Source organism: Xanthomonas hortorum, assembly GCF_011305375.1.
Classification (GTDB): domain Bacteria; phylum Pseudomonadota; class Gammaproteobacteria; order Xanthomonadales; family Xanthomonadaceae; genus Xanthomonas; species Xanthomonas hortorum_E.
This window is the reverse complement of the sequence record NZ_VCME01000014.1, coordinates 152,390-166,248: the sequence shown is the minus strand read 5'-3', so window position 1 is coordinate 166,248 and position 13,859 is coordinate 152,390. Positions and strand designations below refer to the sequence as shown.

Genomic DNA, 13,859 nt, shown 5'->3' with positions numbered 1-13,859 from the left:
ACGCAGCGGCAGCGACCTGACAACCGGCTATGGCAGCACCTCCACGGCCGGCGCCGACAGCACCTTGGTTGCAGGCTACGGCAGCACGCAAACCGCTGGTGGCGACAGTTCGCTCACCGCCGGATATGGCAGCACGCAAACCGCACGCAAGGGCAGCGACCTCACCACTGGCTACGGCAGCACCTCCACAGCGGGTGCCGACAGCACCCTGATCGCCGGTTATGGCAGCACGCAGACCTCCGGCGGCGAAAGCTCGCTGACTGCCGGTTATGGAAGCACCCAGACGGCGCGCAGTGGTAGTGACCTGACCACCGGCTACGGCAGTACCTCCACGGCCGGCGCCGACAGTACCTTGATTGCCGGTTACGGCAGCACCCAGACATCGGGCGGCGACAGCTCGCTCACTGCGGGCTACGGCAGCACGCAAACCGCGCGCAAGGGCAGCGACCTCACCACCGGCTACGGCAGCACCTCCACGGCTGGCGCCGACAGCACCTTGATTGCAGGGTACGGAAGTACCCAGACCTCCGGCGGGGAAAGTTCGCTCACTGCAGGCTATGGCAGCACGCAAACGGCGCGCAAAGGCAGCGACCTCACCACCGGCTATGGCAGCACGTCGACCGCCGGTGCCGACAGCACGCTGATCGCCGGTTATGGCAGCACCCAGACCTCCGGGGGCGACAGCTCGCTCACTGCAGGCTACGGCAGCACGCAAACCGCACGTAAGGGCAGTGACCTCACCACCGGCTATGGCAGCACGTCGACTGCCGGTGCCGACAGCACGCTGATCGCCGGCTACGGCAGCACCCAGACCTCCGGGGGCGACAGCTCTCTCACTGCCGGCTATGGCAGTACGCAAACTGCACGTAAGGGCAGTGACCTCACCGCCGGTTACGGCAGCACCTCAACCGCGGGTTCTGACAGTTCGCTGATCGCCGGCTATGGCAGCACGCAGACGGCCGGCTTCAAAAGCATCCTGACCACCGGCTACGGCAGCACCCAGACCGCGCAAGAAGGCAGCATGCTCACTGCCGGCTATGGCAGTTCGTCCACTGCCGGCTCCGACAGCTCGCTGATCGCCGGCTACGGCAGCACCCAGACGGCGGGCTTCAAAAGCATCCTCACCGCCGGCTACGGCAGCACCCAGACCGCGCAGGAGCGCAGCACGCTCACCACCGGTTACGGCAGTACATCGACCGCCGGCCACGACAGTACGCTGATTGCCGGCTATGGCAGTACCCAGACCGCCGGTTACAAGAGCATTCTCACCACCGGCTATGGCAGCACGCAGACCGCGCAGGAAAGCAGTTCGCTAATCGCCGGCTACGGCAGTTCCTCCATGGCCGGCCCGGACAGCTCGCTGATCGCGGGTTATGGCAGCACCCAGACCGCCGGCTACGACAGCTTCCTGACGGCCGGTTACGGCAGTACCCAGACCGCGCAGAGCAGCAGCTGGCTGATCACCGGCTACGGCAGTACGTCCACCGCCAGCTTCCAGAGTTCGTTGATTGCCGGCTATGGCAGCACGCAGACGGCCGGCTACGAAAGTACCTTGACCGCTGGCTACGGCAGCACCCAGACGGCGCAGGAAATCAGTTGGCTCACCACCGGCTACGGCAGCACGCAAACGGCCGGCCATGGCAGCATCCTGACCGCCGGTTACGGCAGCAATTCCACCGCAGGTTACGAAAGCACCCTGATCGCGGGGTATGGCAGCACCCAGACCGCCGGTTACGAAAGCACCCTGACCGCCGGTTACGGCAGCACCCTGACCGCGCTGGAAAACAGCTCGCTGACCGCCGGCTACGGCAGTACCGAAATCGCCGGGTTTTCCAGCACGCTGATCGCCGGCTACGGCAGCAGCCAGACCGCCGGGGGCGACAGCACGCTGACCGCCGGCTACGGCAGCACCCTGATGGCGCTGGACAACAGCACGCTGACGGCAGGCTACGGCAGCACCGAGACCGCAGGACAGGACAGCTCGCTGATCGCCGGTTATGGCAGCACCTTGACCAGTGGCGTGCGCAGCTATCTGACCGCTGGCTATGGCAGCAACCAGATCGCAAGCTACGGAAGCTCGTTGATCGCAGGACACGAAAGTACCCAGATTGCCGGCCATCGCAGCATGTTGATCGCCGGCAAGCTGAGTTCGCAGACGGCGGGCTCGCGCAGCACGCTGATCGCCGGCAGAGGCAGCATCCAGACCGCAGGCGACCGCAGCAAGCTGATCGCCGGCGCCGACAGCACCCAGATCGCCGGCGATCGCAGCAAGTTGCTGGCCGGCAGCAACAGCTTCCTCACCGCCGGGGACCGCAGCAAACTCACCGCGGGCGACGATTGCACGCTGATGGCAGGCGACCGCAGCAAGTTGACCGCCGGCAAGAACAGCATCCTGACCGCGGGCGCCAACAGCCGATTGATCGGTAGCCTGGGCTCCACCCTCACCGGTGGCGAAGACTCGGTGCTGATCTTCCGATGCTGGGATGGCAAGCGCTATACCAACATCATTGCCAAGACCGGCGAGGAGGGCGTCGAGGCCGACACCGCCTATCAGGTCGACGACGACAAGAACGTGGTCGAAAAATTCGACGATCCGTTCGACACGATCGACACCATCGTGCTCGAGCATGGCGGCGGGCCGGCGTCTGCAGCCGATCACGCGCCTGACGCGCATGCACCCCACTGAGCAAGCAACGCACGCAGGCGATCGGTGGCGTTGATCAACGGCTGCGGCCAACTGCCCGATGAGCGGCAGTTGGCCTGATCTGCTCAAACACGCATTGCGGTGACCCAGATGACTGCCGCCCGCCCAGCGTTGCCAGTCCCTGAAGCGGGTCACCAAGAGTGAAACGCGCATGTCAGCGCTAGATCCGCATCGGCAGAGCGAGACATCCAGACGACGCTCCATGCATCAGCGGTCAGAGCGGCTTGGCTCCGCCAACCACGGCAGTGGAGCGCACTGAACAGCCAGCGACGCAGCACCGCGCTTACGATTCCCTAATCCCTAATCCCTAATCCCTACGTTAGGTCAGCCCGTACTCTTTCAGCTTCTTGCGCAACGTCGCCCGATGGATGCCCAGCATTGCCGCGGCGCGGCTCTGGTTGCCTTCGCAGTGGTTGAGCACTTCCACGAACAACGGGATCTCCATCTCGCGCAGCACGATTTCATACACATCATCGGCGTCGCTGCCGTCCAGGTCGCGCAGATAACGGCGGACGGACTGGGCCACGTGTTCGCGCAGCGGCGACTTCGGGGCGCCACGACTGGTGTCAGGACGAGCGGGGGCTGCGTTCAAAGGAGGTTTCCCAGTGTCACGAAGCCGGGATGCGTGGCCGGCGAGGGGGAGTGAGTCTAGCGCGTGACCTCATCGCTCGCCACGCCCGTGTGGCCATCGGTGGCCGGTCGCGTCCGTTCAACGGAAATCGAAACTGAAGGCGGCGGTGCTGGCGGCCGGTTCGCGCACGCGAAACGCCACCTGCACCGCCTGGCCGGGCGCGAGCGTGTCCTGCGCGCCCGGGCGTTGGCCCAGATACTCCTGCGGTGCCAGCACGCGCGTGCCGATCACCCGGCCGTCGGCATCCGACAGCGACAGCTGCAGCCACGGCCAGGCCTGCGCCCAACGCGCATCGTTGCGGAAGCTGGCCTGGATCTGCAGCACGCCGGGGTTGGCGGGCAGTGGCCGCACGTCGCGGTTGAGCAGGGTCAGCGCGGCCGGTTCGCGCCACGCCGGTAGCGTGCACCGCAGCACCTCGCAGGCCGCGCCGACCAGCGGCCGCCAGCGTGCGTCCGCGGCCAGGCGCGCGCGGTCGGCGATGACGATCTGCAGCGCTAACAAACCGACCAAGCCGATCAACAGCGCCCATTGCCGCCCGCTGGCGCGCAGACGCGGCCGGGTGAAGCCGCGGCGTGCGAAGGCGGGCGCGGGTTGGGCTGCGGCTGGGAGTGGCTGGAAGTGTGCGGCGGCGGTGCCGGCTTGGCCCGCGTCGCTGAGGGTTGCCTTGGTGGCTGGTTGCGGAGCGGTCTCGGATGCCGGGGCGGCGGCGGTGTCGGGTCTGGGATCGCGATCGACATCGAAATTGAGATGTTGCTCGGCATCGGCATCGAGATCGGTCTCCCGGCCTGCGTCCGCGATGCTGCCGACAACTGCGCCAGTCGAATGCGTGCCGGCGTAACTAGAGATCGCATCGCGGTTGTCATCAGCGCCGAGCGTTGTGTCTTCCTCGGTATCGCCGGGGACGTCGCGCGTGCTGGAGGTGTTCCACCCCAATCGATCCGGATTGGCGTTGCCTGCTGCAGTTTGGCGGTCATCGCTGCGTGGGGTGGTGGTGGCCGCGCGTGCCGTGTCGGCGCGCGGCGCTGTCACCAGCGGCGCCACCGGCGGTGGAACGACCGCGGCCTGCGGCGCGGCGGCCGGCTCTGCTAATGGCGCGGGCGGCAACTGGCGCGTCGGTACCGGCAGCGGCTGCTCGGGCGGCTCGGCAGGTGGCACGGCCGGCGTGGGAATCAGCGATGGGGCAGCCGGCGTCGCACGCAGGAACGTGGCCAGGGGGCGGCGCGGTGGCGGAGTCTCGGACATCGGCAGGCGTGCAGCGGGAAGACCCCTATTCAACCACGCGCACGTCAATGGGCGAACCCGGGTGCTTCAGCAGGTGTGCCTTGCATGAAGCGCCCGCGGCAGTGGCGTTGACTGCATTTTCGCAACACCTCTGGCTGCGGCGGACACGCGCCAAGGCGCGGCAGCAGCAGACCAGGCGGGCTCAGAGCGAGCTCCCAATGCGAATCTCGAATCGCAGCGTCAACACTCAGCGGTCCTTGTCGGCATGGCTTGCCTGGTCAAACGCAGACAAGCAAGCTCGTCCCGATTCCCGATTCCCGATTCCCGATTCCCGATTCCCAATTCCCAATTCCCAATTCCCGAATCACCGCCGCCGACGCGTCTTGGTCTCGGCCAGCAATAGATCGAGCAAGCCACTGCGCTGACGCGGTGCCAGCGTATCGAAGCGCGACAGCAGTACGCGCTGCTGGTCGTCCAGGCGACGGTATTGGGCGGGTTCTTCGGCGATCGCCGAGACCGGCGGGCCGAATGTCCGCTCGCCGCGCCCGGTGGCCAGGTATTCGAACGCCATGCCGCTGCGCTTGGCCAGGCCGATCAGATTCTCCACCGAAGGCGCGGTGCCTTCGGCCATTTCCCACTGTGCGACGGCGCTGCGGGTGACCCCCAGTTCGCCGGCCAGGGCTTCCTGGGTCAGCTTGGTGAAGCTGCGGGCTTCGCGTACTCGCTCGTACAGCTTGCTCACACGGCACCGATGAATGGCAGACAAGGCCAGGAGATATAGCTCTAGCAGCGCCGGGAGATAGTTCGTATAACTTTCATATCGCCATATGTTTGCGATACTGTCTACGTGTCGATGACGACGACATCACAGCGAACTCAAGGAAGGTGTTCATGGTCGAGCCAGCCGCTCCCAAATCCGATCCAGCGCGACGGGATTCAGCACCGTCGGCACCACCTGAGGTGGCGCCCTGGCCTGCGCATTCGCCATTGGATCCAGCTGTTGCGCACTTTCGCGGCGCGCCGTGTTACCGGATCTGGCAGCGCGGTGCGGACTGGGCGGCAGTGCGCGAAGGCGTGCATTGGTCGGCCGGACTGGCGCCGCGCGCGTGGGCGCTGCGCTACCGGCAATGGCGGTTGCTGGCGCTGGGCCTGTTACTCGTGAGCCTGGCTGGCGGCCTGGCCATGATCGGTGCACAGGCGTGGGTGTCGTCCATTGCCTGGGCGGTGGTGTTGCTGGCCGACGCATTGCTGCGCGTGCGCGTGGCCAGACACGCCGGGCGCTGGCGCAACGAAGCGCTGCAGCGCGATGGTTGGCAGACGGTGACCCGGTTGCGCGCGATCAGCGTTGCCGACGCGCTGACCACCGCGCAGATCCGCGCCGGCGGGCCCCCGCGGTAAACCCGGGATGCGTCAGGCGCGACGGATGCCGTCGATGCGCATCCAGTCTTCGTCGCGTTCGCAGCGCAGTTGCTCGAACCACGGCGCGTAGCGTTGCAGCAGCTCGTCTTCCTGGCCGTGCAGGATGCCCGACAGTGCAATCCGCCCGCCGGGTGCCACACGTGCGGCCAGGGTCTCGGCCAGGGTATCCAGCGCCGAGGCCAGGATATTGGCCACCACCACCGGGTAAGTCTGCACCGGCTCGTCCTGCGGCAGATACACCGCCAGCTGCGCCTCCACGGCATTGCGTTCGGCATTGTCGGCGGTGGCCAGTACCGCCTGCGGGTCGTAGTCCACACCCACCGCGCTGGCGGCACCCAGCTTCAGCGCGGCGACGGCGAGAATGCCCGAGCCGCAGCCGAAATCGAGCACGCGGCGGCCCTGCAGTTCGCCGCTGCCGGCCAGGCTGTCCAGCCAGCGCAGACACAGCGCGGTGGTCTGGTGCGTGCCCGAGCCGAAGGCCAGGCCCGGATCCAGCCGCACTACCGCAGCGTCGGGCGCTTGCGCGGCCTCGGGCAGATCGTGATTCCACGGCACGATGAAGGTGCGCGCGCCGAACTGCATCGGCTTGAACTGATCCATCCAGGCGCGTTCCCAATCGGTGTCTTCGACCGTGCGGAACCCGACCTGGCTCCAGTCCAGCCCGGGATCGAACGCTTCCAGTGCAGCGAGCAGCACCAGCGCATCGCTGTCGCCGTCGAACAGCGCGTTCAGCACAATCGTGTTCCACATCGGCGTTTCGCCAACGCCGGGTTCGAGAATGGCGCGCTCGTTGCTGGTATCGGCATTGGCGTCGAGCAGCGTCACCGCCAGCGCGCCGATATCGTCCAGCGCATTCTGGTAACGGGGCTGGGTGGCATCGGAGCAGGGCAGGGTCAGTTCAAGAAACGGCATCGTGGCAGTTGGGCAATTCGAAAGCGTGCATCGTAGACCATTCGTGCAGGCGGGCTCTTGCGCGAAGCTGCGGAAGGGGCGGTCTGGGCAATCGGTGCGCAATGACGATGTGGATGTTGAAGATCGATGTCGAGACGTGGCACCGGCATCGACGAGGCAGTGCATCGAGCGCCGGTGGTGCGGTGCTCGGCGCATTAGTGCATTCGGCGGCGCGTGTCCCGCTGCAGGGCGTGCTGCAGGCTTGTGTCTCAGCAACCAAATCGCCGCAGCGCGTCACTCACTTCAAACTCGCGCGCAGACCATCACTACTCCATGCATTGCCCTTCCGCAGTTTGCGCAGGCAGCGCCCGCTTGCGCACCGCGGTGTGCGAAAGGCGGGTGCTAGACTCCGCGCCGTCGCTGCGGGGCTTTCCCGCGCCAGGGTCGCTGCTGTTCATGCCGCTTGCTCGTGCCCGCCATCTTTGGTTGTTGCTCGCTCCTGCTGCGCTGGCAGCGGCAGCGTGGTGGCATGTGCGTGCGCAACCGACCGAGTCGCCCGCAGCAGCGATATCGGCCCCGGCAAGCAGCACGCAGGCAAGTTTGTTTGCGCCAGCGCTACACGCGCCTGCCGAACGCAGCACCGCCTTGCAGTTGCCCTATCGGGATACTGTGGATGCGCAAACGGATCTGTATCGCTACGCGCAGCAATTGCAGCAGCAGGTGCGTGCCGGCGATGCGCAGGCCGGTTGGCGCCTGAGCCGGGTCTACGACTACTGCGCGCCGTATGCGGCCAGCCCGGCCGGCTACGCTGCCGACAGCGACTGGATTGCCGCGCAACACACCCCAGGCGTGGTGGCGATGCACGCGGCACGCGAGCGCGTGGCGCAGCGTTGCGCAGGCTTTGCGCCCAGCGATGGCGTGAGCCCGCAGTTGGTTGCGCAGCAACGTCAGGCCGCCGCGCGCGCCGGGAATCTTGCTGCCGAGGCGGCATTGCTTGCGCTGGGCGAGCCCTTGCAGACATCGCCGACCTACAAGCGCGCGCTGGTGCAGCGCGTGCTGGCCTCGCGCGATCCGGAAGCCTATCTGGCGCTTGCCCCGGCCATGGGTGCGCGTGCCAGTGGCGACGACAGTCTGCAGGGCTATGTGGCCGGCGATCAGTTCGCCGAACTGGCCTGGCAGGTCGCTGCATGCCGGCTGGGCCTGGATTGCAGCGCCGAAAGCACCTTGGTCACCAGTTATTGCGCCAACGCGGGCATCTGCTCGCGCGATAGCGCACAGGATTTTGTGTCATTCGTATTCGACGCCGCGGTGCCGCGGCAGGGAGCAGACAGGGTGGATGAGATGGTCGATACACTGGTGTCCGAGCCGGGAGCGCAGTCATGAATTACCGTCGGTTGGCGCATGGCGCCAAGTTCTGGTTCTGGGTCGCGTTGTTCGTGGCGTATTCGGCAGCGGCCGTTGGCATCGTGATGATCGATACCGCCGATCACCGTTACCAGCCGCTGTCGGTCAAGTCGACCACGGTCACTGCCGACGAACAGCAGCGACGGCATGGCGCCAGCCAGGTGGCAGCGGTGTATCGCGCCAGCAGCGCGATGCCGTTTTCGGCATTGCCGGCCGGGGCGACCTTCCAGGTGGTGTGGCCGGATGGGTCCACCGAAACCATGACCGTGGTCGACCCGTCCTCGTCCAGCGGCATCGTGCCGGTGCCGGGTAGCCAGCAGCCGGCTGCGCCGCGGCGCGAGTGATGCGCGGTGTCTGTGCGTCAACAGCGTGAACTACGAAAAAGCCCGGTTTCCCGGGCTTTTTCGTTATCTGCGTGCGTCGATCAAACCAGCGCGATCGACTTGTTCTTGCGCTCGGCCAGACGCTTTTCCAGATAGTGGATGTTCTGCCCACCGGCCTGGAAGCCCTTGTCGCGCATGATGCGCTGCTGCAGCGGGATGTTGGTCTTGATGCCGTCCACCACCATCTCGCTCAGCGCCACGCGCATGCGCGCGATCGCGGTTTCGCGATCCGGGCCGTGCACGATCAGCTTGCCGATCATCGAGTCGTAATTCGGCGGCACCTTGTAGCCGGCGTAGATGTGCGTATCCACACGCACACCGGGGCCGCCGGGCGGATGGAACGCGGTGATCAGGCCTGGGTTGGGCATGAAGGTTTCCGGGTCCTCGGCATTGATGCGGCATTCGATCGCATGCCCGCGCAACACGATGTCGCTCTGCTTGATGGTCAGCTTCTGCCCGGCGGCAATGCGCAATTGCTCGCAGACCAGATCGATGCCGGTGATGCGCTCGGTGACCGGATGCTCCACCTGGATGCGGGTGTTCATTTCGATGAAGTAAAAACGCCCGTCTTCGAACAGGAATTCGAAGGTGCCCGCGCCGCGATAGCCGATGCGGATGCAGGCATCCACGCAGACCTTGCCGATCTCGTTGCGCAGTTCTTCGGTGATGCCCGGTGCCGGCGCTTCTTCCACCACTTTCTGGTGGCGGCGCTGCATCGAGCAATCGCGTTCGCCCAGATGGATCGCACCGCCCTGGCCATCGGCAAGCACCTGGATTTCCACGTGACGCGGATTTTCCAGGAACTTCTCCATGTAGACCTGATCGTTGCTGAAAGCGGCCTTGGCTTCGGACTTGGTGGTTTCGATGGCGGCCTTCAACGCGGCCTCCGAATGCACCACGCGCATGCCGCGCCCGCCGCCGCCGCCGGCGGCCTTGATGATCACCGGGTAGCCGATTTCGCGCGCCACCTTGGTGTTGGCGACGATGTCATCGCCCAGCGGGCCGCCCGAACCGGGCACGCATGGCACACCGGCGGCCTTCATCGCGCGGATCGCTTCCACCTTGTCGCCCATCAGGCGAATGGTGTCGGCCCTGGGGCCGATGAAGATGAAGCCGGATTCTTCCACGCGCTCGGCAAAGTCGGCGTTTTCCGAGAGGAAGCCGTAGCCGGGATGGATGGCCTGCGCATCGGTCACCTCCGCCGCGGCGATCAACGCCGGGATATTGAGGTAACTGTCGCTGGAGGCCGCCGGGCCGATACACACCGACTCGTCGGCCATGGCCACGTGCTTGAGGTTGCGGTCGACCGTGGAATGCACCGCGACCGTGCGGATGCCGAGCGTGTGGCACGCGCGCAGGATGCGCAGCGCGATTTCACCTCGGTTGGCGATGACGATTTTATCGAGCATGGGAATAGGGAGTCGAGAATGGGGAATGGGTAGAAGCGGGCATCATGGTGCGGCTCCACGTTTGCGTAAGGCATTCATCAATGCGGTTAGCTTGGCGAAGACCTGGTCGACCTGCTGGCCGAGGATGTCTTCGTCTTCGGTGTTGCTATAACCCAGTCGTACGGCGATCTGGACCTGTGTATCCAGTTCGGAGAGCGAGCCGCGCGCAATTGAGAGAAACCGCGCGTAATCGGGAGTAGAACGTCGCGCCGCACCTTCGGCAATATTCGACGGAACGCTGACGGCCGCACGGCGCAATTGCGCCGTCAGGCCGTAGCGTTCCTGCTCGGGAAAGACCTCGGTGAACCGATAGATCATTTCCACAAGCGCCATGGAATCGCGCCACGCCTCCAGGCGTTCATGAGGCCGCTTTGCCGATTCCCGATTCTCCACTCCCGATTCCCGTCAATCAGCCGATCACAAACAACGGCTGATCGAATTCCACTGGCTGGCCGGTTTCGCTGAGGATGGCCACGATGGTGCCGGAGACGTCGGCTTCGATCGGGTTGAACATCTTCATTGCCTCGATGATCGCCAGCGTTTCGCCGGCCTTGACCTGCTGGCCCACGGTGACGAAGGCCGGCTTGTCCGGGGCCGGCGAGATGTAGAACGTGCCGACCATCGGCGCGCGCAGCACGTGGCCTTCCGGCAAGGCGGGGCCCTGCTTGGCACCGCCGGTGGAGGCTTCGGTGGGCGATTGCATCGGCATGGCGGCTGCGGCCGGGGCCTGCGCGAGCGGGGCGGGTGCGTACTGCTGCACCGGCGCGCTGACCACGGTCGTGCCCTTGGGCACGCGCGCCAGACGCACGCTTTCTTCGCCTTCCTTGATCTCGATTTCGGCGAGATTGGATTCTTCGAGCAGGTCGATCAGTTTCTTGATTTTGCGGAGATCCATACGGGCCTCATGAGGTGAATCGGTGGGGAGTGCCGGCGGTTGCCGGCGGAATGGGGGCAGCGTGTCGACGCGGGCGCCAGCAATGCGGGTGTCATGCGTCGCGCTCCAGCCGCGCGATCACCGCTTCCAGTGCCAGCCGGTAACTGTCGGCGCCGAAGCCGCTGATGACGCCGTCGGCCTTGTCGCTGAGATAGCTGTGGTGCCGGAACGGCTCGCGCGCATGCGGGTTAGACAGATGGATTTCCACGAACGGCAAGCCCACGCCCAGCAGCGCATCGCGCAGCGCCACCGAGGTGTGGGTGAAGGCGGCCGGGTTGATCAGGATGTAGGCGGTGCTGTCTTCGCGCGCGGCGTGGATGCGCTCCACCAGCACGTGCTCGGCATTGGACTGCAGGCAGGCCAGTGTGTGGCCGGCCGCCTGCGCGCGGTCTACCAGGGCCGCATCGATCTGCGCCAGTGTGGTGCGCCCGTAGACCTCCGGCTCGCGGGTACCGAGCAGATTGAGGTTGGGGCCATGCAACAGCAGCAGGTGGGCCATGACATCCGGGAGAGCGGAAAGGTCGGAAGTCTGCGCGATGTGGTCGATGCTGTCCAGATAGGCGAAGTTAGGCTTGTTTTAAACGGATGATTGAAATTTCCGAGTCATGTGCCCTGGAGCGCGCACGCGGAGCCTTGTGTGGTGGCATTTTCGCGGTAGGCACTTGAACGTTGCCCGTCGACTGGTGCCGTGCGGCCGTTTGCTCAATTGTGTCGGCGCGTTTAGTTTGCCGCGCACCGTGTGGACTGGCAGCAGCGGGCAGGGAGATCAGCGACGTTGCGTGCGCGGAGCATGGCTCACCTCAGCGCCTGAGCGACGCAGTGAAACACCCAGGCGTTGGAAGCATCAGCGGCACTGTGTCTGCGCAACTGGGCTGCATGTTGTCTCGGTGCTCAGCCGCGCGCCGCAGCTCCGCTGGTCAACGCGCGGATGCTGCCGGCGTCGGCCTGGTGGACCGGATTGCATACCAGCAGGATCAGATCGGTGCGGCCCTCCACTGCGAAGGAGGAATACTCCATCTCCATCTCGCCAAGGATCGGGTGTCGCAGACGCTTGATGCCATCGCTGGGGTCGTTGACTTCGCCGGCTTCCCACAAGCGGGCGAAATCTTCGCTGCGGCTGCGCAACTCTTCCACCAGCGGGGCGATGGCCGCGTTGGCGCCGGCGCGCGCTGCATCGGCGCGGAACACGGTGACCAGTGATCTGGCCACGCCTTCCCAATCCAGATTCATCACCCGCGATGCAGGGCTCAGGAACATCAGCCGCAACACATTGCGTTCGCTCGGCGGCAACGTTGCGTAGTCGGTGAGCACCGCCGCGGCCGCCGCGTTCCAGGCGACCACGTCCCAGCTCACCGTGCGGATGAAGGCCGGGCTGGTTTCCATGGCATCGAGCACGCGTTGCAGCCGCGGGGTGACGCCGGCGGGCGGGTGATAGCGCACGTCGGGCAGGCGCCCCAGCCCGAGCAGGAACAGGTGCTCGCGTTCGGCATCGGTGAGCAGCAAGGCCTTGGCGATGCGGTTCAACACGCCCGCCGAGGGCGCACCGCCGCGGCCTTGTTCCAGCCAGCTGTACCAGGTGGCGCTGATGTTGGCGCGCTGCGCGACTTCTTCCCGGCGCAGGCCGGGCGTGCGCCGCCGGCCGCCGGGATAGCCCAGCGCGGCAGGGTCCAGGCGTTCGCGCCGCTCGCGCAGGTAGCTACTGAGAGTGGCGTCGGCCATGGTCCGATCCTGTTATTGGCTATACCGGGATAATCTCACGACTGTAAGGGTATCTCTGGCGTGGATAGCATCCTGATTCCACTGAATCGGTAGAGATCCCCATGCATGTATTCGTCACAGGTGCCACCGGCTGGGTCGGCACGGCAGTGGTCGATGAGTTGCTGCAGCACGGGCATCGCGTGCTCGGTCTGTCGCGGTCGCCCGAAAAAGCGCAGACGTTGAAGGCGAAAGGCGCCGACGTACTGCACGCAACGCTGGACGATCTGGACAGCTTGCGCGCTGCCGCCCGCGCTGCCGATGGGGTGATCCATCTGGCCTTCAATCACGATTTCTCCCGTTACACCGAGAACGCCGCGCAGGATCGCCTGGTGATCGACACGCTGGGCGACGCGTTACAAGGTAGCGACAAGCCGTTGCTGGTGACCTCCACCTTGTCGGCGTTGCGTGCGTTCGGACGGGTCGCCAGCGAGGCCGATCTGCCTGCGTCGGATCCGTCCTACCCGCGCCGTTCGGAAGAAGCCACACGCCTGCTCGGCGAGCGCGGCGTCCGCGCGGCCACCATTCGCTTGCCATCCTCGGTGCATGGTGTTGGCGAAACCCATGGCTTTGTGCCGATGCTGATCGACCTGGCGCGCGAGAAGGGCGTGTCGGCCTACATCGGCGAGGGCGCCAATCGCTGGCCGGCGGTGCATGTTGCCGATGCGGCCCGGCTGTATCGGCTGGCGCTGGAAGGTGCGACGCGTCAGGCCGCTTACCATGCCGTTGCCGACAGCGGGGTGCGATTTCGCGAGATCGCCGAGGCGATCGGGCACAAGCTGGGCATGCCGGTGGAGTCGCGCGATGCGTCGCATTTCGGTTGGTTCGCAGGCTTCGCCAGCGAGGATGTGCCCGCCTCCAGCGAGGCAACGCGGCAGCAGTTGGGGTGGCAGCCGAGCGGTCTGGGGTTGCTGGCCGATATCGCGCAACCGGCGTATTACGCGGGCCGCTGAGTCGGCACCGCAATCGCTGTGCGGCCGCAGATTGCGTGCGGCCGCACAGCGATCAGAGCTCGCAAAATCGAGCGTGCCTGGATGCGTGGGCATCCAGCACGTCTGGGTGCCAGACG

General features: G+C 65.9%; 14 protein-coding genes. 5 read left to right on the top strand and 9 right to left on the bottom strand.

Annotation, left to right across the window (positions count from 1 at the left end; translation table 11 throughout):
* The coding region (locus tag FFY45_RS13815) for a beta strand repeat-containing protein (RefSeq protein ID WP_369333973.1) at positions 1-2,686 on the top strand (2,686 nt) is incomplete at its 5' end.
* Between the two features lie 337 nt (positions 2,687-3,023).
* Here FFY45_RS13815 and fis read toward each other — a convergent pair.
* The 3 genes from fis to FFY45_RS13800 form a co-directional block, all read right to left on the bottom strand.
* Positions 3,024-3,296: a DNA-binding transcriptional regulator Fis gene (fis, locus tag FFY45_RS13810; RefSeq protein WP_043908547.1), complete on the bottom strand. Its 273-nt coding sequence runs from the start codon at positions 3,294-3,296 to the stop codon at positions 3,024-3,026.
* 117 nt (positions 3,297-3,413) lie between these two features.
* Positions 3,414-4,577 carry a DUF3426 domain-containing protein gene (locus tag FFY45_RS13805; RefSeq protein WP_176340860.1) on the bottom strand — a complete coding sequence of 388 codons (1,164 nt, stop codon included), beginning with the start codon at positions 4,575-4,577 and terminating at the stop codon, positions 3,414-3,416.
* Positions 4,578-4,920: 343 nt separating this feature from the next.
* Entirely contained in the window at positions 4,921-5,298 is a 378-nt protein-coding gene (locus tag FFY45_RS13800) for a helix-turn-helix domain-containing protein (RefSeq protein ID WP_006451532.1), read from the bottom strand.
* 143 nt (positions 5,299-5,441) lie between these two features.
* Between FFY45_RS13800 and FFY45_RS13795 the strand changes: the two genes are divergently transcribed.
* A complete protein-coding gene (locus FFY45_RS13795; protein ID WP_176340859.1) occupies positions 5,442-5,954 on the top strand; it encodes a hypothetical protein in 513 nt (170 codons plus the stop codon).
* Positions 5,955-5,966: 12 nt separating this feature from the next.
* Here the strand turns inward: FFY45_RS13795 and prmA are convergent, their stop codons facing one another.
* Entirely contained in the window at positions 5,967-6,887 is a 921-nt protein-coding gene (gene prmA / locus FFY45_RS13790) for a 50S ribosomal protein L11 methyltransferase (RefSeq protein WP_176340858.1), read from the bottom strand.
* Between the two features lie 435 nt (positions 6,888-7,322).
* Between prmA and FFY45_RS13785 the strand changes: the two genes are divergently transcribed.
* Positions 7,323-8,249 (top strand): hypothetical protein, encoded by a 927-nt coding sequence (locus FFY45_RS13785; protein ID WP_176340857.1) that lies wholly within the window; start codon positions 7,323-7,325, stop codon positions 8,247-8,249.
* On the top strand, positions 8,246-8,614 hold the full coding sequence (locus tag FFY45_RS13780) for a hypothetical protein (protein WP_006451536.1): 369 nt from the start codon (positions 8,246-8,248) through the stop codon (positions 8,612-8,614). The genes FFY45_RS13785 and FFY45_RS13780 overlap by 4 nt, the downstream gene beginning before the upstream one ends.
* A gap of 80 nt (positions 8,615-8,694) precedes the next feature.
* Here the strand turns inward: FFY45_RS13780 and accC are convergent, their stop codons facing one another.
* The 5 genes from accC to FFY45_RS13755 form a co-directional block, all read right to left on the bottom strand.
* Positions 8,695-10,062 (bottom strand): acetyl-CoA carboxylase biotin carboxylase subunit, encoded by a 1,368-nt coding sequence (gene accC, locus FFY45_RS13775; protein ID WP_006451537.1) that lies wholly within the window; start codon positions 10,060-10,062, stop codon positions 8,695-8,697.
* A gap of 42 nt (positions 10,063-10,104) precedes the next feature.
* Complete coding sequence (locus FFY45_RS13770) at positions 10,105-10,434, bottom strand: four helix bundle protein (RefSeq protein ID WP_006451538.1); 330 nt, start codon at positions 10,432-10,434, stop codon at positions 10,105-10,107.
* 76 nt (positions 10,435-10,510) lie between these two features.
* On the bottom strand, positions 10,511-10,996 hold the full coding sequence (gene accB, locus FFY45_RS13765) for an acetyl-CoA carboxylase biotin carboxyl carrier protein (RefSeq protein WP_176340856.1): 486 nt from the start codon (positions 10,994-10,996) through the stop codon (positions 10,511-10,513).
* Between the two features lie 91 nt (positions 10,997-11,087).
* Entirely contained in the window at positions 11,088-11,534 is a 447-nt protein-coding gene (aroQ, locus tag FFY45_RS13760) for a type II 3-dehydroquinate dehydratase (protein ID WP_176340855.1), read from the bottom strand.
* Positions 11,535-11,926: 392 nt separating this feature from the next.
* Positions 11,927-12,754 carry a helix-turn-helix transcriptional regulator gene (locus tag FFY45_RS13755; protein WP_176340854.1) on the bottom strand — a complete coding sequence of 276 codons (828 nt, stop codon included), beginning with the start codon at positions 12,752-12,754 and terminating at the stop codon, positions 11,927-11,929.
* 101 nt (positions 12,755-12,855) lie between these two features.
* Here FFY45_RS13755 and FFY45_RS13750 point away from each other — a divergent pair, with 101 nt between their 5' ends.
* The gene (locus FFY45_RS13750) at positions 12,856-13,743 is read left to right on the top strand and encodes an SDR family oxidoreductase (protein WP_176340853.1); all 888 of its coding nucleotides are present in this window, start codon (positions 12,856-12,858) and stop codon (positions 13,741-13,743) included.
* Positions 13,744-13,859: the final 116 nt, after the last annotated feature.